This is a genomic window from Microbacterium sp. Gd 4-13, from assembly GCF_003095395.1.
Taxonomy (GTDB): Bacteria; Actinomycetota; Actinomycetes; order Actinomycetales; family Microbacteriaceae; genus Microbacterium.
Window position 1 is genome coordinate 225,406 of sequence record NZ_QEIJ01000004.1, and the last position, 16,986, is coordinate 242,391.

The 16,986-nt window shown below is 71.8% G+C and carries 18 protein-coding genes; 7 read left to right on the top strand and 11 right to left on the bottom strand.

The annotated features are described in order from the left end of the window. Window positions 1–23 precede the first annotated feature (23 nt). Genes gnd through DEA06_RS10030 form a run of 3 tightly spaced genes read left to right on the top strand, consistent with a single transcriptional unit; the run spans window position 24 to window position 2,189 of the window. Window positions 24–1,079, top strand: coding sequence for a phosphogluconate dehydrogenase (NAD(+)-dependent, decarboxylating) (gene gnd, locus DEA06_RS10020; RefSeq protein WP_116647846.1), 1,056 nt, complete (start codon window positions 24–26; stop codon window positions 1,077–1,079). After that, complete coding sequence (locus DEA06_RS10025) at window positions 1,076–1,378, top strand: putative quinol monooxygenase (protein ID WP_116647847.1); 303 nt, start codon at window positions 1,076–1,078, stop codon at window positions 1,376–1,378. The genes gnd and DEA06_RS10025 overlap by 4 nt, the downstream gene beginning before the upstream one ends. 19 nt (window positions 1,379–1,397) lie before the next feature. Beyond that, window positions 1,398–2,189, top strand: coding sequence for a hypothetical protein (locus DEA06_RS10030; RefSeq protein ID WP_116647848.1), 792 nt, complete (start codon window positions 1,398–1,400; stop codon window positions 2,187–2,189). A gap of 5 nt (window positions 2,190–2,194) precedes the next feature. Here the strand turns inward: DEA06_RS10030 and DEA06_RS10035 are convergent, their stop codons facing one another. Continuing rightward, a complete protein-coding gene (locus tag DEA06_RS10035) occupies window positions 2,195–2,905 on the bottom strand; it encodes a hypothetical protein (protein WP_116647849.1) in 711 nt (236 codons plus the stop codon). Between the two features lie 138 nt (window positions 2,906–3,043). Between DEA06_RS10035 and DEA06_RS10040 the strand changes: the two genes are divergently transcribed. Then, window positions 3,044–3,721: a hypothetical protein gene (locus tag DEA06_RS10040; RefSeq protein ID WP_116647850.1), complete on the top strand. Its 678-nt coding sequence runs from the start codon at window positions 3,044–3,046 to the stop codon at window positions 3,719–3,721. Here the strand turns inward: DEA06_RS10040 and DEA06_RS10045 are convergent. Further along, window positions 3,685–4,983: a glycosyltransferase gene (locus DEA06_RS10045; protein ID WP_116647851.1), complete on the bottom strand. Its 1,299-nt coding sequence runs from the start codon at window positions 4,981–4,983 to the stop codon at window positions 3,685–3,687. The two genes, DEA06_RS10040 and DEA06_RS10045, sit on opposite strands and share 37 nt — an antisense overlap. After that, entirely contained in the window at window positions 4,980–7,130 is a 2,151-nt protein-coding gene (locus tag DEA06_RS10050) for a glycosyltransferase (RefSeq protein WP_116647852.1), read from the bottom strand. The genes DEA06_RS10045 and DEA06_RS10050 overlap by 4 nt, the downstream gene beginning before the upstream one ends. A gap of 114 nt (window positions 7,131–7,244) precedes the next feature. Between DEA06_RS10050 and DEA06_RS10055 the strand changes: the two genes are divergently transcribed. Continuing rightward, window positions 7,245–8,420: a polysaccharide pyruvyl transferase family protein gene (locus DEA06_RS10055; RefSeq protein ID WP_165817965.1), complete on the top strand. Its 1,176-nt coding sequence runs from the start codon at window positions 7,245–7,247 to the stop codon at window positions 8,418–8,420. Between the two features lie 201 nt (window positions 8,421–8,621). Then, window positions 8,622–9,155 carry a bifunctional nuclease family protein gene (locus DEA06_RS10060; RefSeq protein ID WP_240606897.1) on the top strand — a complete coding sequence of 178 codons (534 nt, stop codon included), beginning with the start codon at window positions 8,622–8,624 and terminating at the stop codon, window positions 9,153–9,155. 60 nt (window positions 9,156–9,215) lie between these two features. Here DEA06_RS10060 and DEA06_RS10065 read toward each other — a convergent pair whose 3' ends face one another. The 5 genes from DEA06_RS10065 to DEA06_RS10085 form a co-directional block, all read right to left on the bottom strand. Beyond that, complete coding sequence (locus tag DEA06_RS10065; protein WP_116647855.1) at window positions 9,216–9,944, bottom strand: hypothetical protein; 729 nt, start codon at window positions 9,942–9,944, stop codon at window positions 9,216–9,218. After that, window positions 9,941–10,837, bottom strand: a complete 897-nt coding sequence (locus DEA06_RS10070) for an ABC transporter ATP-binding protein (protein WP_116647856.1) — start codon at window positions 10,835–10,837, stop codon at window positions 9,941–9,943. The genes DEA06_RS10065 and DEA06_RS10070 overlap by 4 nt, the downstream gene beginning before the upstream one ends. Further along, window positions 10,834–11,196 carry a GntR family transcriptional regulator gene (locus DEA06_RS10075; protein WP_116647857.1) on the bottom strand — a complete coding sequence of 121 codons (363 nt, stop codon included), beginning with the start codon at window positions 11,194–11,196 and terminating at the stop codon, window positions 10,834–10,836. Before DEA06_RS10075 ends, DEA06_RS10070 begins: the two co-directional genes overlap by 4 nt. 132 nt (window positions 11,197–11,328) lie before the next feature. Then, a complete protein-coding gene (locus tag DEA06_RS10080; protein ID WP_116647858.1) occupies window positions 11,329–11,628 on the bottom strand; it encodes a hypothetical protein in 300 nt (99 codons plus the stop codon). Between the two features lie 32 nt (window positions 11,629–11,660). Beyond that, window positions 11,661–12,701 carry an LLM class flavin-dependent oxidoreductase gene (locus tag DEA06_RS10085; protein WP_116647859.1) on the bottom strand — a complete coding sequence of 347 codons (1,041 nt, stop codon included), beginning with the start codon at window positions 12,699–12,701 and terminating at the stop codon, window positions 11,661–11,663. A gap of 83 nt (window positions 12,702–12,784) precedes the next feature. Between DEA06_RS10085 and DEA06_RS10090 the strand changes: the two genes are divergently transcribed. Continuing rightward, window positions 12,785–13,738, top strand: coding sequence for an aldo/keto reductase (locus DEA06_RS10090; protein WP_116647860.1), 954 nt, complete (start codon window positions 12,785–12,787; stop codon window positions 13,736–13,738). A 20-nt stretch (window positions 13,739–13,758) separates the two neighbouring features. On the opposite strand, the gene DEA06_RS10095 is transcribed toward DEA06_RS10090, so the two are convergent. Genes DEA06_RS10095 through DEA06_RS16560 form a run of 3 tightly spaced genes read right to left on the bottom strand, consistent with a single transcriptional unit; the run spans window position 13,759 to window position 16,957 of the window. Further along, window positions 13,759–15,084 carry a glycosyltransferase gene (locus tag DEA06_RS10095; RefSeq protein WP_116647950.1) on the bottom strand — a complete coding sequence of 442 codons (1,326 nt, stop codon included), beginning with the start codon at window positions 15,082–15,084 and terminating at the stop codon, window positions 13,759–13,761. Continuing rightward, the gene (locus DEA06_RS16555) at window positions 15,081–16,061 is read right to left on the bottom strand and encodes a glycosyltransferase (RefSeq protein WP_165817966.1); all 981 of its coding nucleotides are present in this window, start codon (window positions 16,059–16,061) and stop codon (window positions 15,081–15,083) included. The genes DEA06_RS10095 and DEA06_RS16555 overlap by 4 nt, the downstream gene beginning before the upstream one ends. Beyond that, the gene (locus tag DEA06_RS16560) at window positions 16,058–16,957 is read right to left on the bottom strand and encodes a WcbI family polysaccharide biosynthesis putative acetyltransferase (RefSeq protein ID WP_165817967.1); all 900 of its coding nucleotides are present in this window, start codon (window positions 16,955–16,957) and stop codon (window positions 16,058–16,060) included. Before DEA06_RS16560 ends, DEA06_RS16555 begins: the two co-directional genes overlap by 4 nt. Window positions 16,958–16,986: the final 29 nt, after the last annotated feature.

Sequence of the window (16,986 nt, forward strand, 5' to 3'; positions counted from 1 at the left end):
GTCGCGGGGAGAGGGAGTTCGATATGCAGATCGCCATGGTGGGTCTCGGGCGCATGGGCGGCAACATCGTCCGACGGCTGATGAACGACGGACACGAAGCCGTCGTCTACGACGTGAACCCCGACACGGTGACCGCGCTCGCCGACGAGGGCGCCACCGGTGCGTCGTCGTACGCCGACCTGGCGTCGAAGCTGCAGGCCCCGCGCGTCGTGTGGCTCATGATCCCCGCCGGCCTCACCGGGCAGGTCGTCGACCAGATCGCCGAGGTGCTCGAGCCCGGCGACATCATCATCGACGGCGGCAACTCGAACTACAAAGACGACGTGCGGCGCGCAGCCGCCCTCGCCGACAAGGGCGTCCAGTACGTCGACGTGGGAACGAGCGGCGGCGTCTTCGGCCTCGAGCGCGGCTACTGCCTCATGGTGGGCGGGCCCGACGAGGCCGTCGCCACGATCGAGCCGATCCTTCGCACCATCGCCCCGGGCGTCGGCGAGATCGCCCGCACGCCCGGGCGCACCGGGGAGGTCGCACCCGAGGAACAGGGGTGGCTGCACTGCGGGCCGTCGGGCGCCGGACACTTCGTGAAGATGGTGCACAACGGCATCGAGTACGGCATCATGGCGGCGCTCGCCGAGGGACTCAACATTCTGCACAACGCCGATGCGGGCAAGCGCGAGGCCGAGCACTCGGCCGAGATCGCTCCGCTCGAAGAACCCGAGTTCTACCAGTTCACGATCGACACCCCGAAGGTCGCCGAGCTGTGGCGTCGCGGGTCGGTCATCTCTTCGTGGCTGCTCGATCTCACCGCCGCCGCGCTCGAGCAGAACCCCACCCTCGACGGCCTCGCCGGCCGCGTCTCCGACTCGGGCGAGGGCCGATGGACGGTGAAGGCCGCCGTCGACACCGGTGTTCCGGCTCCCGTGCTCGCCGCGTCGCTGTTCGAGCGTTTCGCCTCGCGCGGCGAAGACCACTACGCGAACCAGATCCTCTCGGCGATGCGCCTGCAGTTCGGCGGACACCAGGAGCTCCCCGCCGGCGACGTTCTCGAAGCCGGCGCCCGGAAGGCCGATCAGGGATGACGTTCGTCAACGCGGGCACCCTCGGCGCCGAGCCGGGAAAGCGCGACGAGCTCGCCGCGCACCTCACGCGGCGAAGCCCCGCTCTCGCCGACGCCGGATGCCTGGCATACGAGGTGGGCGTGATCGACGATGAGCCCGACACGGTGTTCGTCGTCGAGATCTGGACGGATGCCGCGGCGCACCGCGCCTCGCTGGAGCTGCCCGACGTGCAGGCCTCGATCGCGGCGGCGCGGCCGTTGCTGTCGGGGGAGTTCGGCGGGTTCCGCTTCGACGCGGTCGGGTCGCCGCTGCGCGACTGACCGAGGTGGACGAGGGGTCATGGACGATCGGACGAGCGCGGAGCTGACGTCGCTGCGCGCGCGGGCGTACGGTCGGGGGACCGGTCTTGAGGACGATCGCGAGGCGCTCGACCGGCTGGCGGAGCTGGAGGAGCTCTCGCTCGCCGAACGTGCGCCGACGCCGCCCCCGAGCGAGACGTACGCGCCCGATGCCGCGGGGGAACCCGTTCGCGGCGCCGATCCGGAGGTGTCGATCGACGGCGCCGTCGTCGGCCCCGAGACGGAGGAGGAGGCGCCCGAGCCTCGGCGGCCCCTCATCTGGTGGACGCGTCGGCGGATCGCCGCGGTGGGTGCGTTGGGGCTGGTCGCGGTGATCATCGCGGTCGCGGCGATCTCGGCCGCCTTCACGTACCGGCTGCAGGCCGACCCTCGTGAGATCGCGGTGCTGCAGATCGACCCGAGCGCCGAGTGGCCGGAGATGATGGGGAACCGTCCGGACGGGAGCGAGATCTTCGAGGAGTTCTACGGTCTGCGGGCCTTCGTCCAGGACAACGCACCGCGCTTGTCGGCCGTCGACGTGTGTCTGTCGGTGATCGAGGCGTCGGCGGTGACCGGGCGGAGTTCCTATAGCAACTTCTACATCGGTGCGTGCGGGGCCGGCGAGTTCCCGGCCACGGTCTCGATGCTCGTCAACAGCACCGCTCCCGACGAACTGCAGGAGCGCTTCCCGGCGGGCACCTCGTTGCAGTTCATCCTGCGCGGCGACGAACTGGCCGTCTTGAGCTCCCCGCCGGCGCCCGTCGCCGTCGACGAGGCCGCCGACGCGGGCTGAGCCAGTCAGACCACGTAGGCGACGACGTTCTCGGAGAGACGTACCGGGTCGCCGAAGGCGGATCCCTGCACGTCGCCCACGTAGACGGTCACGCCGCCCACGCCGCTGAAGCCGACGCTTCCGCGGCCCGTGGGGTTCTCCGAGCAGCCCGCGCCCGAGAGCACGTCGGAGCCCGCGACCCGCACGAAGACGCAGACGCCGGCCACGTCGGCCGGTCGCGCGAGGAAGACGTCGTAGCCGTTCAGTCGGGCGATGAAGCGGGTCGACGACAGGTCGATCGATTCTGCGACGGGATCCTCGGGTGCCGCGGCGATCACGTCCTCCTCGGTCTGCGGCAGGAGGAGCTCGGAGAAGTCGTCGGGGGCGGCGGGAGTGGCGACGACGAGGCCGGCGGCGAAGGCGGCGCCGCCCACCGCCGCGGCCACGACCGTGGCCGAGACCGCGGCGCGCCACCGGGAGCGGCGCGGCGCGTGCTCGGCCGGCGCGGGGGGTGTCGGCTCGTAGCCGGACGTGTCGGGGATGTGCTCGTCGCGCATGGCCGGAGTCGTCTGGCTGGTCGCCGGGTCGGCGGCAACGGATGCGGCGTCGCTCAGCGCCCCCGGGTCCCGGAATGCCGCTTCGAGCTCGTGGAGGCGTGCGATGTCGGCGTCGCTCGGGTGACCGCCGGTGCCGTAGACGCGCTCCCGCAGCCGTCGGAGTTCGTCGTCAGGCGTCATGCGACAAGTCTCGCGCAGCATCCGCTCTCGCGAACACACGGGTTCGGCGCCAGCGCACGGCCTGCGCACGGGCCGCGGCCGTGTGCTCGGGCACAAGCCGTGTGCGGGGGCGATGGGGCGCGCGACTACGCTGGTGCAGTGACCCGAGCGATCGTCGTGCTGCCGTGGCGCCCCGCGCCCTCCCGCATCCCCGCCTACGAGCGCGTGCGCGACTGGTACGCGATGCAGCTGCCGGAGCTCGAGGTCACCACGATCGACACCGACGATCAGCCGTTCGTGCTCGCCGCGTGCCGCAACAAGGCGATGCGCGACGCGCCCGACGACACCGTCGTCGTCATCGGCGACGCCGACACCCTGCCCGAACCCGCCCCGCTGCGCGCCGCGATCGCGGCCGCACGGCACAGCGACCGCGTGCACCTGCCCTACGACGAGTACCGCTGGCTGGGCCGCCCCGGGTCCGCGCAGTTCGACGCCGGTGTGCCGCTCGCCGACTGCGAGTACGAGCTCGTGCTCGGCGCCTGCTCGGGCGTCTACGTCGCGACCCCGCGCACGTGGGCCGCGCACGGCGGGCAGGACGAGAACTTCCGCGGGTGGGGTTTCGAAGACGCCGCCTGGTTCCTCGCGCACGAGACCCTCCTCGGCGGTCCTCCCGTGCGGCACGCGGGCCGTGTCTACGCGCTCCACCACACCGGGGAGGTGCGTGCCGGAGCGCAGTACGACCTGAACGCCGCCCGCATGGAGCGATACCGGCAGGCGGCGGGCGACCCGGCGGCGATGGCTCAGCTGGTCGCCGAGGTGCCGGTCAGCGCCGCGTAGGCGATCGCCGGACCCGGTCGCTCCTGCTGCGCGCGGGCGATGTCGGCGAGGGTCGAAGACCCCGACCGCAGCACGGCGTCGATCGCCGCCGCAAGGTCGGCGGCATCCGCCCGGTTCGGGTCGAGTGCACGCCCGAGTCCGGTGCGTTCGATCGCCGCTGCGCCGGCGAACTGGTCGGTCGAGAAGGGCAGCACCACGAGCGGTACCCCCTGGCCGACGGCCTCGGTCACGGAGTTGTTGCCGCCGTGTGTGACTCCCGCCGCCGCTCGCCCCAGGAGGCGCACCTGGGGGAGGAACCCGCGCACGAGCCAGTTCGAGGGGATCGGGCCCAGCGCCGACGTCTCGGTGGCCCCCGTCGCTATCGCCGCACGCAGCCCGAGGCTGCGGAGCGCATCGGCCACCCGCGCGAGCACGTCGTCGCGCACCGAGAGGAAGCTGCCGAAACTGACGTAGACGAACGGTTCGTCGTCGGCGAGCCAACGCTCGACCTCGGCGTCGGCGGCCTCGTCGCGGCGCGTCGAGCCGAGGAAGGCGTGGGCCGGCAGTGCGCGTCCGTCGCCGTTCGCGAGCTCGGCGGGGTAGTTGTACAGCACGAGGTCGCCGTGGGAGGCGAAGGCGTCGGGGATGCCGGATGCTGAGGGGTCGAGCTCTCTCGCCGCGGCGTTCCACTGGTCGGTGAAGCGTCGCGAGACCTCGGTGCACAGCATCCGCAGGTCTTCGAGCTCGGGGGCGTCGGGCGCGAAAGCGGCCGGCCAGGCGGGAGGGAAACCGTAGACCTCGCCGGCGACCGGGAGGGCGCTCGGGTGACCCAGCACCACATCGGCGTAGGAGATGCCCGCCGTCTGCAGCGCCAGACGCGCACTGAAGGCGAGATGGTCGACGACGATCGCGTCGGGGGCGACGTCGTCGATGACCTCGAGCGTGCGTCGGGCGCGCCCGACCGGGTCCCACATCAGGTCGGTCAGTCGCTCGCGGGCCTGGTAGGCGAGGGTGGGCACCATGCCGCGTCGCGTCGCGTCGAAGAATCCCTGGAGCGAGGCCGCTTCGTCCGTGGGCTGTTCGCCGGGGCGCATCACGCCCGCGTTCGAGCCGCGCCCGAGCGGCAGGTCGACGCGGCGCAGTCCGAACTCGTGAACGATCGGCTCCGTCGCCGGGCCGGTCGCCACGACGACGTCGTCACCGGCGTCGCGCCAGGCCGTGGCGATCGTCGCGAGCGGCAGCAGGTGCGAGGCGTAGTCGGGCGTGATGACGAGCAGTGTCATGCGACCGGGCCCACGGTGCGCAGCAGCTCCGCCTCGGAGGCGGCGACTCCGCGGTAGACGGGGCCGAGGGCGGAGGCCATGCCCTGGATCGTGAAGCGCGCGGCGACCATGTCGTGGGCCCGCCGGGCGAGGTCGTCGTCGCCGCGTGCGGCGAGGTCGAGTGCGGCGGAGATCGCCGTCGTCAGCATCGCGGGATCCCACGTGGCCGTGAGCACCCCGGTGAGTCCGTCCTCGACATAGGTCGCAGGCCCGCCGGCGTCGGGGGCGACGACCGTGAGCCCGGTCGCCATGGCCTCCAGCAGGGCGATGCCGAACTCCTCCTTCAGGCTCGCGCAGACGTACACGCCGCGCGGTGCGATGATTCCGGGGATGCCGAACCGCACCGCCGCGAGCCACCGGGCGGCGACATCGTTGGGCTGATGCCCGGCGAGCAACAGCCCTGCCTCGGCACGACGGTCGGGGGAGAGGACGGCGTCGATGCGCTCGAGCTGCTCGCGCTCGTCGAGCGAGGGGTGCTCGAGGTCACCGCCGATCACGAGCAGATTCACGCGTTCGGCCAGGGCGCTCGTCGCCCACGCCTCGACGAGGGTCGCCATGCCCTTCACGCGATGCAGGCGCCCCACGGTGGCGATGATCGGCAGCCCGCGTCGGTGCGCGGGGAGGGCCTGGATCAGAGCATGCAGGTCGTCGAATCGATCGTCGCCCGCCGGGGTGATCGCGTGAGCGGATGCGTCGACCACCGCGCGGTCGACGACCTCCAGGTCGACGCCCTCGGCGACGATGGTGTGCCGCTCGGGGTAGGAGGCGATATCGATCCCGACGAGCTCGCGCATGTCGCGGGCGAGTTCGGGCCGGGGGAAGAGCACCGTGTGCGCGGCGTTCGCCGCCAGGTTCTGCACCAGCCGGGTGCGGAACCAGAAGTGCTCGCGCAGATCGGTCTGACCGAACGTCGTGCGGGTGAGGTCGCCCGAGCGGTCGAGCGCCTGGATGATCGAGTGCGGGTCGGGCGCGACGGTGAACACCACGGGGATGCCGAGCTCGCGGGCGACGTCGACCGCGGCGAGGCTGCCCACATCGGCCATGCGCAGGTGCAGCACGTCGACGCGACCGGCGGCGCGAAGGAGACGCCGGATGCCGCGACGCGCGGTGACCCGCAGGGGCCAGGCGGCGGCCGACGGCACGGCGGACGGAGCCAGCGGCACATGCCCGTAGACGTGGCCGGTGTCGCCGCCGACGGAGAGCAGGTCGGCGGCCGCGCGCGGCACGGCGCCGCGGGAGAGAGTCAGCACGCGATCGACGTGCGCCGCGGGATCGGCCACGAGCGCGTCGCCGAGGCGGACGAGCAGGGTGGCGATGCCGCCGTTGTCTCCGGCGCCGGCCGACGACAGGGTGGGGTCGATGTCGGCGTGGAGGAAGAGCTGGGCGACGGTGAGTGCGCCCTCCGTCTCGATGTTGCGCTGAGGAACCACCTGCAGGTCGATCACCGACAACCGCGCCACTTCGGCGAGGCGTCCCTCGCGCTCGATGAGGTGCTCCAGGCGATCGGCGATGTAGCGGGCCCCCGTCCGCTGACCGAGGGCGGCCACCGCCGCAACGCGGACGTCTTCGTGCTCGGCTTCGTCGAGCGCGATCTCGAGCAGCTGACGCTCGGCGATCGACTGGCGAACGAGTCCGAGCGTCTCGACGAGACGCGTGCGCGCGGGAACGTCGGCGACGCCGAGGAGAGCGCTCTCGATCGCGACCGCGAGGGTCTCGCCGATGGCGCCCGACCAGTTCTCGAGCGTGGTCTGTGCCAGCATCCCGGTGAACCCGCCATCGGTGACGAGACCGAGAAGCCGACCGACCGCGTCGTAGCGCGGGAGCGTCTCGGCCAGCGCCCACGCGGCGTGCTCGCGGATGAACGGACGTTCGTCGGAGAGGAGGTTGCTCAAGCTCTTCGACGCCTGCTCATCGAAGACGGCGGCCAGCGCGTGGACGGCGGCGATCGCGACGACCTGGTCGGATCCCGCCACGGCCCCCAGCAGGATGCGGAGCGTGCGCACGCCCGGATCGCGTCGCGCCTCGAAGGCGAGATCGTCGGCGAGGCGTATCGCGTCGATGATGCGGGGGGCGCCGGCGACGGCGTCGAGCGTGGTCTGAATGCCCATGTGCGGCTTCTTCTGTAGAGCGTGCCGCGATCGCGGTCGTTTCGAATGGTATCCGGCGAACCTGACGCACAAGTAGCGTGGAGAGGTTCTTCACATCTACCCGGAGGTTGTTGTATGTCCGTCATCGTCATCGGAGACATCGGCGTGGTCGATGGGATGATGCACATCGGCGACGAGGCGATGTTCGAAGCCGCCGCGACCGAGCTCTCCGCCCGGGGAGTCGACGTCGTGGGGGTGTCGTCCGCGCCCGACGAATCGGCCGCCCGTTACGGCGTCGGCGCCGTCCCCCGCCTGGGCTTCGCCGGTCTTGATCGCGCCGCAGCCGCCGCACGGTCGGAGCTGCTGGTGGCCGCCGCATCCGGTCGTCTCGCACTCCCGACAGGCGACCCCGCGACCGCCGTCGTCGAGGCCGTCCAGGCGGCGACGGGCGTGCTCGTGGCCGGCGGCGGCAACCTCGCCTCGCGGTGGCCGGTGCACATCCACGAACGCGGCACCCTCGCCGCGATGGCGCGGAGCCTCGGCCTCCCCGTCGTCGTGAGCGGCCAGACGCTCGGCCCCGACCTCATCGATACCGACGCCGCGGCCGTGCGCGAACTCCTCGGCACCGCGGCGCTCGCCGCCGTGCGCGAGCCGACGTCGGCAGCGCTCGCCGCGTCGTGGGACGTGCCGGTGCGCCTGGGCGTCGACGACGCGTCGTTCCTCGGCGGCGACGGAGCGGACGAGCGGTCGGGCATCGTGGTGAGCGTCTCGGGCTGGTTCGACCATCGCCCGCCGGCCGAGGTCGAAGCATCCATCGCCCGTCTCATCGACCACGCGGCGAGCGTCGTCGGGGGTCCCGTGCGCTTCCACGCCCACTTCGGCCCGCTCGATGCCGACGCCGAGCCGCGCGGTGACGCGGCGCTGCACGAGCGCATCCGCGCGCACCTCACGGCGCCGAGCGAGGTGGTTCCCACCGGCGACTCGCTGCATTCCGCCGCGCTCGCTCGCAGCGCCGCCCTCTTGATCACGAGCCGGTACCACCCGGCCGTCTTCGCGGCGCCGGCCGGTGTGCCGACGCTCGGGCTCGTCGCCGACGCCTACACGCAGATCAAGCTCAGCGGTGTGCTGGGCCACTGGGGCGAGCCTGCCACGGCCACGCTCGACGAACTCGACACCCGCGCTCGCACCCTCGTCGAGGGGCTGGATGCGGCGCGCCCCCGCATCCGCGACGAGGCCGACGCGCGGCGACCCGCCCACCGCGCCGCGTACACCGCCTGGTGGGACGACGTCGCCGGCGTGCTCGCCCCCTGACCCCCTCTTCCTCTTCCCTCTTCCCCAGCCCCGTCCCTCTTCCCCTGTCGCGAATGGCGAGCGGCACCCACCATCTGCGACGGGCGAGCGTTCCACAGTGCGCTCGCCTGTCGCGAATAGTGGGACTGGCCCGCCGAAAGCGACAGGGGAGCGCCGTCCGCGACGGACGAAGCCACCCCACCCAGAGGGAACGGTCGTACGATGGCTGACAATCGCAGTTCGAGCGCGACGGGAGGCACCATGGTTCAGGTCAGGGTGATCGGCGTCGCGCGCGACACCGAGCAGCAGCACGTCATTCTGCTCAAACCCGTCGACGAACCCGCAGCCGAGGGGCGGATGCTGCCGGTGTGGATCGGCGAGCAGGAGGCCACCGCGATCCTCGTGGCCGTGCAGGGTTCGATCACGCCCCGGCCGCTCGCACACGATCTCATGGCGAGCATGCTGCACGAGCTCGAGGCCGAGGTCGAGCGCGTGGAGGTCACCCGCATCGAAGACGGCACGTACTTCGCCGAGATCACGCTGTTCACCCCTCACGGGCTCCGCGTGATCGACGCCAGGCCGTCCGATGCGATCGCGCTCGCGTCGCGCACGCACACCTCCATCTGGGTGGCCGACGAGGTGCTCGATGTCGCGGGCGTCGAAGACACGGTCTCGGAGCCGGCGGCCGACGAGCACGAGGTCGACGAGTTCCGTCGCTTCCTCGAGGGCATCGACCCCGAGGACTTCAGCGACTGACCCGCTGTTCGTGCCGTGATGAGTCGGCCCGGAGAGGTGCGACGAGCCCCGCCTCGGGTTTCATCGCGCCGAGGCGCGGCGGAGGAAGGCGTACTGACCGGCGACCGCCAGGGCGATGGCCACGACGGAGGCCACCGCGAGCCACCACGGCTGGAACGCGTCGAAGACGGGTACGAGCACGATGGCGACGATGCCGAGGGCGATCACGGCGGCGGCGGCGAGGGCGGTGGGTCCGAGAGCACCGAAGCGCACCCAGGCGGCCGCCATGGCGCCGCCGACGGAGAGCACCAGCAGCGTGCCGAGGAACGCGGTGACGGCCAGCTGGAACGGGTTGCCCGAGCCGAGCACCACCACATCGGTCACATAGATGTGGAAGAACCAGTGGCCCGTCGCCTGTTCGAGGCCCAGCAGCACGAGCAGCAGCGCCGTGACGTAGAGCGAGAGAGCGATGTGCGTCAGCACCGTCCCCGCGACGAAGGTGCGCCGCGTGCTGCCGAGAGAGAGCGCGAGCGGGAAGGTCAGCGAGACGGTCTGCACGCCGATCCAGCCGAAGAATCCCGGGAGAGCCCACGTGACGGCCGGATTGTTGCGGCTGTTCGCGACCCATTCGGCGCTGCCGGGCTCGAACCCGAGACGCCAGAAGACGACCGCGATGATCGCGGTGATCACCAAGACCAGGAGCATGATGCCGGGAGGGGTGAGCAGCAGCATGGCGCGCTGGGCGAAGTGCAGCCGGAAGACGTCGACAGGCCCGGAAGCGCGGGAGGGGGCGAGGGCTGCGGCGGTCATGCGTGCGTTCCTTCCAGGGATTCGGCCTCGACGCCGTAAGCCGCGACGAGGTCTTGCAGGGTCGCGGGGGAGACCTGCGCACCGGCGCGGGTCGCACGCTCCGTGATGCTGTCGGCGTCGGTCGCCTCGACGACCACCGAGCTGAGTCCGCCGACGGTCCGGCGCTGCAGCACGCGATGCCCGGCGGCGAGGTCGTCGACGGTGGCGGTCAACCCGCTCAGAGTGATCGCGCTGCCGCGGAGCTCGTCGGCGGCGGCCTCGCGTACGAGTCGGCCCCCGTCGACGATCACGACGTGCTCGAGCAGCGGTTCCATCTCGTCGATGAGGTGCGTCGACACGATGATCGTGCGGGGGTGGTCGATGTAGTCCTGCATGAGGGCGTCGTAGAAGAACCGGCGGGCCGTAGCATCCAACCCCAGATACGGTTCGTCGAAGATCGTCACCGGAGCGCGCGATGCGAGCCCGAGCACGATGCCGAGCGACGACGCCTGACCTCGCGACATCTTCTTGACCGTGGTCTTGCGAGGCAGCCGGAACCCCGACACCAGCTTCTCGGCGACGTCGGCGTCCCAGCCCGCGTGGAAGAGGGGCGCGACCTCGAGCAGGTGACGGAGCGTGAAGTCCTCCGGATAGCGCTGGTTGTCGCGCACGAAGCTGATCGACGACATGACCGCCGCGCGCTCGAAGGGATCGGCGCCGAGCACCCTCACCGTGCCGGAGTCGGCGCGATCGTGCCCCGCGATGATCGACATGAGCGTGGTCTTCCCCGCTCCGTTGCGACCGAGCAGCCCCGTGATGGCGTTGTGGGGGATGTCGACGGTGATGGAGTCGAGGGCTCGGACCCGGCCGAAGTGCCGGGAGACCTCCGACAAGCGGATGGCGGGCTGTGTCATGACGCGGACCCTTCGTGATCGATGATGCGGTGGACGTCTTCGAGGTCGAGGCCGAGCGAACGTGCCTCGGTGAGCAGCGGGGCGACGAACGACGCGCGGAACGCGGCGGTGCGTTCATCGCGCACGCGCTGGCGGGCGCCCGCGCTGACGAACATGCCGAGACCGCGGCGCTTGTGCAGCACCTCGCGGTCGACCAGCACCCCGAGGCCCTTTCCCACCGTCGCCGGATTGATGCGGTGGAAGGCGGCGAGCTCGTTCGTCGAGGGCACCTGCGTGCCCTCGGGGTAGGTGCCGGCGAGGATTCCGTCGGCGATGCTCTCGGCGATCTGCTGGAAGATCGGCTTACCGTCGTCGAGCATGCAACCCCTTTGGTTCGTTACTTGAGTAATGAACCTACGAGGCTGGACAGGGCGTGTCAAGTCCCCCCAGCCGAAGGTGCCGTGGGAGTCGAGCGGGCGCGGCCGAGCGGCCCGTCGATGCGCGGTGCGGCCTCAGGGGCCGGAGAGGTATCCCGTGGCGGGGTCTATCCCGGCCAGGAAGTCGCGGATGGCGCGCACATGCCACTCCTCGCCGACCGGCGCGCCACCGCCTGACACGCTGAAGCCGTACCCGGGATTCGGCCCCGATATCCAGTTGTAGTGGTGCGACCCGTCGCTCTCACGTCGGCGCACGCCGAACGTCTCGCCGTCCACGATGACCGCGCCGAGATCGGTGTAGGTCTCGGGGTCGGGCAGCGCCGACGACGGGACGTAGACCCAGGCGTCGTCGGAAGGGCCTGCGTCGCTCGTCATGCGCCCGACCCTACCGAGGGGTCGATCGTGGCTTATGCACTGAGAGTCGCCGTCTTCGACGTCCATCCGAGTGCGGGCGCGACGTACTTCGCGAACGACTCGACGATGCGGAGGTTGAACTCCACGCCCAGCTGGCTCGGGATGGTGAGCATGAGGGTGTCGGCGGTGCGGATCGCGGCATCGTCGAGCAGCTGCTCGACGAGCACATCGGGCTCGGCCGCGTAGGTCTTGCCGAACGTCGAGCGGGTGCCGTCGATGATGCCGACCTGGTCGCCGTCCTGGCGGCCGCCGAAGTACATGTGGTCTTCGGCCGTCGTCAGCGGAAAGATGCTGCGGCTCACCGATGTGCGGGGAGTGCCCGCGTGGCCGGCGTCGCGCCAGGCGGCGCGGAACGCGTCGATCTGCTGCGCCTGCAGTTCGTCGAAGGGCAGGCCGCGGTCTTCGGTCAGCAGGGTCGACGACATCAGGTTCACACCCACGCGTCCGGCCCATTCGGCGCTGTCGCGGTTACCCGCACCCCACCAGACGCGCGACCGCAGGCCCGGCGATTGCGGCTCGATGGCCTGGCGGCCCACGCCGCCCCCGAACGGGCTGTGCGGATCGCGGTCGGCCAAGCCCTCGCCGTCGATCGCGCGAAGGAACGTGTCGAAGTGCGCGCGGGCGATGTCGGCACCGCGCGGGTCGGTCGACCCGGTGTAGCCGAACGCCTCGTAGCCGCGCACGACCGACTCGGGTGACCCACGGCTCACGCCGAGGGCGAGCCTTCCGTCGCTGATGAGATCGACCGCCGCGGCCTCTTCGGCGAGGTAGAGCGGGTTCTCGTAGCGCATGTCGATCACGCCGGTGCCGAGCTCGATGCGCTGCGTCTTCGCGGCGATCGCCGCGAGCAGCGGCATGGGCGATGCCTGCTGGCGCGCGAAGTGGTGCACGCGGAAGTAGATGCCGTCGGCGCCGAGCTCGTCCATGCCCTGGGCGAGGTCGATCGCCTGATGCATCGAGTCGCGGGCGGTGAGCTGATGGCCCCCGCCGAGCGGGCCGTAGTGACCGAACGAGAGTGTGCCGAAACGTTCCATGCTCACGACAACGGTCGCGGCCGCCGGAGTATTCCGATGAATGGATGCGGGAATAGCCGCGCGTCACGCGCGTTGACGCGAACATGTCACGAATCGGTAACAGCGACCTCGACGTCCTTCCTCTCTCCCTCGGCGGCAACGTGTTCGGCTGGACGGCCGACCGCGACACCTCGTTCGCCGTGCTCGATGCGTTCCACGCGGGCGGGGGAGACTTCATCGACACCGCCGATGCGTACAGCGCCTGGGCGCCGGGCAACTCGGGCGGCGAGAGCGAAACCCTCATCGGCGAATGGCTGGCCTCGCGCCGCCCCGAGAACGTCGTCGTGGCGACCAAGGTGAGTCAGCACCCGCAGTTCCGGGGGCTGTCCGCAGCGAACGTCCGCGCCGCCGCCGAAGCCTCGCTGAAGCGCCTGGGCGTCGACACGATCGATCTCTACTACGCCCACTTCGATGACGAGAGCGTGCCGCTCGAAGAGACCGTCGCCGCGTTCGGCGACCTCGTGAAGGACGGGCTCGTTCGCTACACGGCCGTGTCGAACTACACCGGACCCCGTATCCGCGAGTGGATCGACTACGCGCAGGCCGCGGGCAGCGCCCTCCCCGTCGCCGTGCAGCCGCACTACAACCTCGTGCACCGCAACGAGGTCGAGGAGGGCGTGGTGCCCGTGGCCGAGGAATTCGGCCTCGGACTCGTGCCGTACTCGGCACTGGCGAGCGGCTTCCTCACCGGCAAGTACCGCTCGACCGACGCGACGGGCCAGTCGTCGCCGCGCGCTCAGGGGGCGGCGAAGTACGCCACCGCGCAGGGACTGACGATCATCGACGCCCTCGAGGGCATCGGCAAGGCGCACGGCGTCTCGATCGCATCGACCGCTCTCGCGTGGCTGCGCGCGCAGCCGACGGTCGTCGCGCCGATCGCGAGCGCCAGCCGCGTCGACCAGGTCGGCGGCCTCCTCGACAGCGCGCGCGTGGATCTCACCGCCGACGAGATCGACGAGCTCACCCGCCTGTCGGAGTGGAACGCCGACCAGGGCTGACCCGGTCAGGCCCGACCCCGCTAGCGCAGGTGGTCGGGCCCGGCCCAGCCGCCGACGTGCGGCTCGACGCGCGGGTGCGGGCGGAGCGGGAAGGCCCCGTCGATCGCGATCGAGCCGACGCGCACCGCCGCCTCGTCGCCCCAGCGGGCACGCCGCGCGCGCGACCGACGACTCACGGCTCGAGCGAGCACGACGCCCTCGCTCGAGCGGATCTCCAGTTCGTCCTCATCGCCGGTGCCGAGCGCGCGCAGACGCTCGAGCAGGGCTTGATCGGCCGGGAGCACGACCGGGCCCGCCAGGTCGACCTCGACGCGAGCGGCGGGAGAGGCGGGGTCGATCGCTCTGACGCGGGGGTCGGCGGCGAAGACCGGAGCCGGCGCCCCGTGCTCGAGCTCGACCCGCGCCCGCGGAAACGCCGCGAGCAGCGCATCCACGCAGACGAATGTGGCGGCGTCGTCGAACCGCCCGTGGAGGCGGAACACGATGTCGGCGACGGGGGAGAGCACTCCCGTTCCCCGCGAGCCGTCGACGGGGATGCGTCCGCTCAGCAGCAGCGTCTGCACGTTGCCCCGGCGCACCCGTTCCTCGGGGTCGGCCATCCGCCCCGCCCACTCCGGACCGTCGTGCCACGCGACCGCGTCGGGCACGTGGGCGAAGATCGCCCCGATCTGCCACGCTCGGTGCGCCCACTCCCAGTCTTCGCCGCCGTACTCGTCGAAGCTCTCGTCCATTCCGCCGATCTCGTCGAAGAACCAGCGGGTGCAGGCGAAGGCGGCCCCGATGATGTACCGGTACGAGCGGTCGTCGGCATCCAGCAGATCTCGCGAGCGCTCGTAGGCCTCGGAGAGCCACGCGGGTTCCGGCAGCCGGTGGGCCGGTCCGGCCGTCTCGATCGGCGCGTCGACGGGCTGCTCGGCGAGCTCTGCGTGGCGACGGCGTCCGACCGTGACGGTCTCGGGCAGCAGCGCCGGAAGCCGCGTCATCCGCCGCACGTAGCCCGGCTCTGGCGACGTGTCGGCGTCGAGGAAGCAGAGCACGTCGCCGGTGGCCCGGGTCACCCCGAGGTTGCGGACGGCCGCAGCACGGAATCCGCGATCCTCCTGGCGCACGAGGTCCACTCCGGAGGGCACGTCGGGCGCCACGGCCGAGCCGTCATCGGCGACGACCACCTGCATGAGGGCGGCCGGATAGTCCTGGCGGGCGAGGGCGGCGAGGGTGCGGGCGAGCTCCCCGGGCTGCTCGAAATGCGTGACGATGACCGTGACCGACGGCCAGGGGTCGGGCGCCGCATCCGCCACCAGATCCCACCGGTTGCCGGGCACCGTCGTGCCGAACGGAGGTCTCACCACGCGAGCCCCGCCCACCAGTCGAGGTAGGCCTCGGCGACATCGCGCCGTCCGTGCGGCACCGTCGCGGTCGACAGCCAGGTGGATTCCGGATGCTGCGCCGCCCGGCCGACCGCGGAGGTCAGCGCTTCGGGGTCGGCGACGGTCACCGTGCCGGGGCGGAGCGCGGCCATCTCGGCGATGTAGCGGTTCGCGCTCGCCACGGGCCGGCGCCCGGCCGCAATCCACGAGCCGAGCGAGCCCGAGGCCGAGACGTGGCGGTGGGCAACGACGGGAACGCCGGTCGTCCGGCAGCGTCGCAGCAGTTCGCCGTCGTCGAGGTACCCCGTGACCTCGACCGCGACGCCCTGTGACGCGGCTCCCCGCACGAAGGCCTCGAGGTCGGCGGCGTGGCCGTCGGAGGCACGACCGAGGATCGACAGCGATCCGATCCCGGCGCCGGCGGCCGCCCGCAACGCTTCGTCGTGCCCCTTACCGGGGTAGAAGAACCCGAGCACTCCGACGCTCGCGTGGGTCGCGTGGGGCTCTCCGCCGGCAGCCAGGTCGACCGGCAGCGGGATCACGCCCACGCGCTCCGCACGCACGTCGTGCTCGCGGAGCAGCTCGGCCTCGTGCCGGCTGTTGACGACGACCCCCACCGCGCTTCGCGCGACGGCGCGGTAGCACGCGAGGCGGCGCGGGAGGTTGCGCTCGCCGTCGGACGGCTGCGGCACGTCGTGGAACGTGACCGAGAGCGGATGCTGCGCGGCCAGCCGCGTCACGATCGTCGCCGCGTCTTCGGGCGAGCCGGCCCACAGCCGATCGGTGAACTGCAGGTGGAGGGGAGTGCCGACGGCGAGGGATGCCAGCTCGCCGCGGAGCACCGCCAGGTCGGAGAATCCCGCGTCGGCGATCGCGTCGGCCACGTCGCGCGCGTAGGTCGCGACGCCGTGCTGATCGACGTCGTGCACGACCACCCGGGGGAGCCGTGCCGTCATCCGCGCCACCTCCGCAGCAACGGGGCGAGGCGCCCCACGGCGCGCTCGACGTAGATCGGGTGGTCGCGATACCAGGCGCCCTGTGCCTCGCGCACCTCGGCGGACGCGACCCGCTCTCCGGCGATCAGCCAGAAGTCGGTGGGTTCGTCGGCGAGGTCCCAGGCGTCGGCGACCCACGCCTCCCTCGGCGCCTGCACGCCCGCCAGCAGCGGGCGACCGGGGTCGGTCGCCAAATGGGGTGAACCGAGCGCCTCGAGCACGCGCGCCCCGAGCCCGAGCCAGATCGGGTTGCCGGGGTGGTTGACCGTGCGCATGTGATCGAAGGTCGGCCGGGAGAACAGATCCGATGCGGCGACGTCGAGGTCGTCCTCGCGGCGACGCAGCTCGGCCAGCGCGTCGTCGGCGACCGCGCGCACCGTAACGCGATCGAGCCGCTCCGCCAGCGGAAGACCGGCGGCGAGCGCCAGTTGTCGGATGTCGAGGTAGTCGACGTACGGCGGGAGCTCGGGCACCTCCGGCACCCGGATCACCCATTGGAAGGGCTGCAGCCCGGTGTAGCGCACGATGGGAACGGTCACCGCGCGTGCCCCGGCAGGCAGGAGCGCGCGCAGCTGCCCGGTGCCCAGGGGCAGGCCGTGGTAGTCGTCGCGCACCGGTTGCGCGACGAGGAACGACGCCCGCGAGATCAGTCGGTGCAGGAGCGGCACCTCGCTCGGGGCGATCTCGTGCACGGGCGGCACCCGCACCGTGGGAGTGCCGGGCGTGTCGATGACGATCCGCAGCGACTCCGCCTGGCAGTTGCCGACCACGACTCCGGCGCCGGCGGGGGCGTCGCGGAGACCGTAGAACTCGCCGTAGTGGAGTCGTCGCCCCTCGTCGTCGGAGGCTTTTACCACCGGGGTCGCCGATACCGCAACCGCCGGAT

Bases quoted from the DNA above. Each gene is read 5' to 3' on its own strand.
- DEA06_RS10090 (WP_116647860.1), top strand. From the start codon at position 12,785: ATGTCACGAATCGGTAACAGCGACCTCGACGTCCTTCCTCTCTCCCTC.
- DEA06_RS10025 (WP_116647847.1), top strand. From the start codon at position 1,076: ATGACGTTCGTCAACGCGGGCACCCTCGGCGCCGAGCCGGGAAAGCGC.
- DEA06_RS10050 (WP_116647852.1), bottom strand. From the start codon at position 7,130: ATGGGCATTCAGACCACGCTCGACGCCGTCGCCGGCGCCCCCCGCATC.
- DEA06_RS10075 (WP_116647857.1), bottom strand. From the start codon at position 11,196: ATGCTCGACGACGGTAAGCCGATCTTCCAGCAGATCGCCGAGAGCATC.
- DEA06_RS10085 (WP_116647859.1), bottom strand. From the start codon at position 12,701: ATGGAACGTTTCGGCACACTCTCGTTCGGTCACTACGGCCCGCTCGGC.
- DEA06_RS10060 (WP_240606897.1), top strand. From the start codon at position 8,622: ATGGCTGACAATCGCAGTTCGAGCGCGACGGGAGGCACCATGGTTCAG.
- DEA06_RS16555 (WP_165817966.1), bottom strand. From the start codon at position 16,061: ATGACGGCACGGCTCCCCCGGGTGGTCGTGCACGACGTCGATCAGCAC.
- DEA06_RS10030 (WP_116647848.1), top strand. From the start codon at position 1,398: ATGGACGATCGGACGAGCGCGGAGCTGACGTCGCTGCGCGCGCGGGCG.
- DEA06_RS10070 (WP_116647856.1), bottom strand. From the start codon at position 10,837: ATGACACAGCCCGCCATCCGCTTGTCGGAGGTCTCCCGGCACTTCGGC.
- DEA06_RS10055 (WP_165817965.1), top strand. From the start codon at position 7,245: ATGTCCGTCATCGTCATCGGAGACATCGGCGTGGTCGATGGGATGATG.
- DEA06_RS10045 (WP_116647851.1), bottom strand. From the start codon at position 4,983: ATGACACTGCTCGTCATCACGCCCGACTACGCCTCGCACCTGCTGCCG.
- DEA06_RS10080 (WP_116647858.1), bottom strand. From the start codon at position 11,628: ATGACGAGCGACGCAGGCCCTTCCGACGACGCCTGGGTCTACGTCCCG.
- DEA06_RS10035 (WP_116647849.1), bottom strand. From the start codon at position 2,905: ATGACGCCTGACGACGAACTCCGACGGCTGCGGGAGCGCGTCTACGGC.
- gnd (WP_116647846.1), top strand. From the start codon at position 24: ATGCAGATCGCCATGGTGGGTCTCGGGCGCATGGGCGGCAACATCGTC.
- DEA06_RS10065 (WP_116647855.1), bottom strand. From the start codon at position 9,944: ATGACCGCCGCAGCCCTCGCCCCCTCCCGCGCTTCCGGGCCTGTCGAC.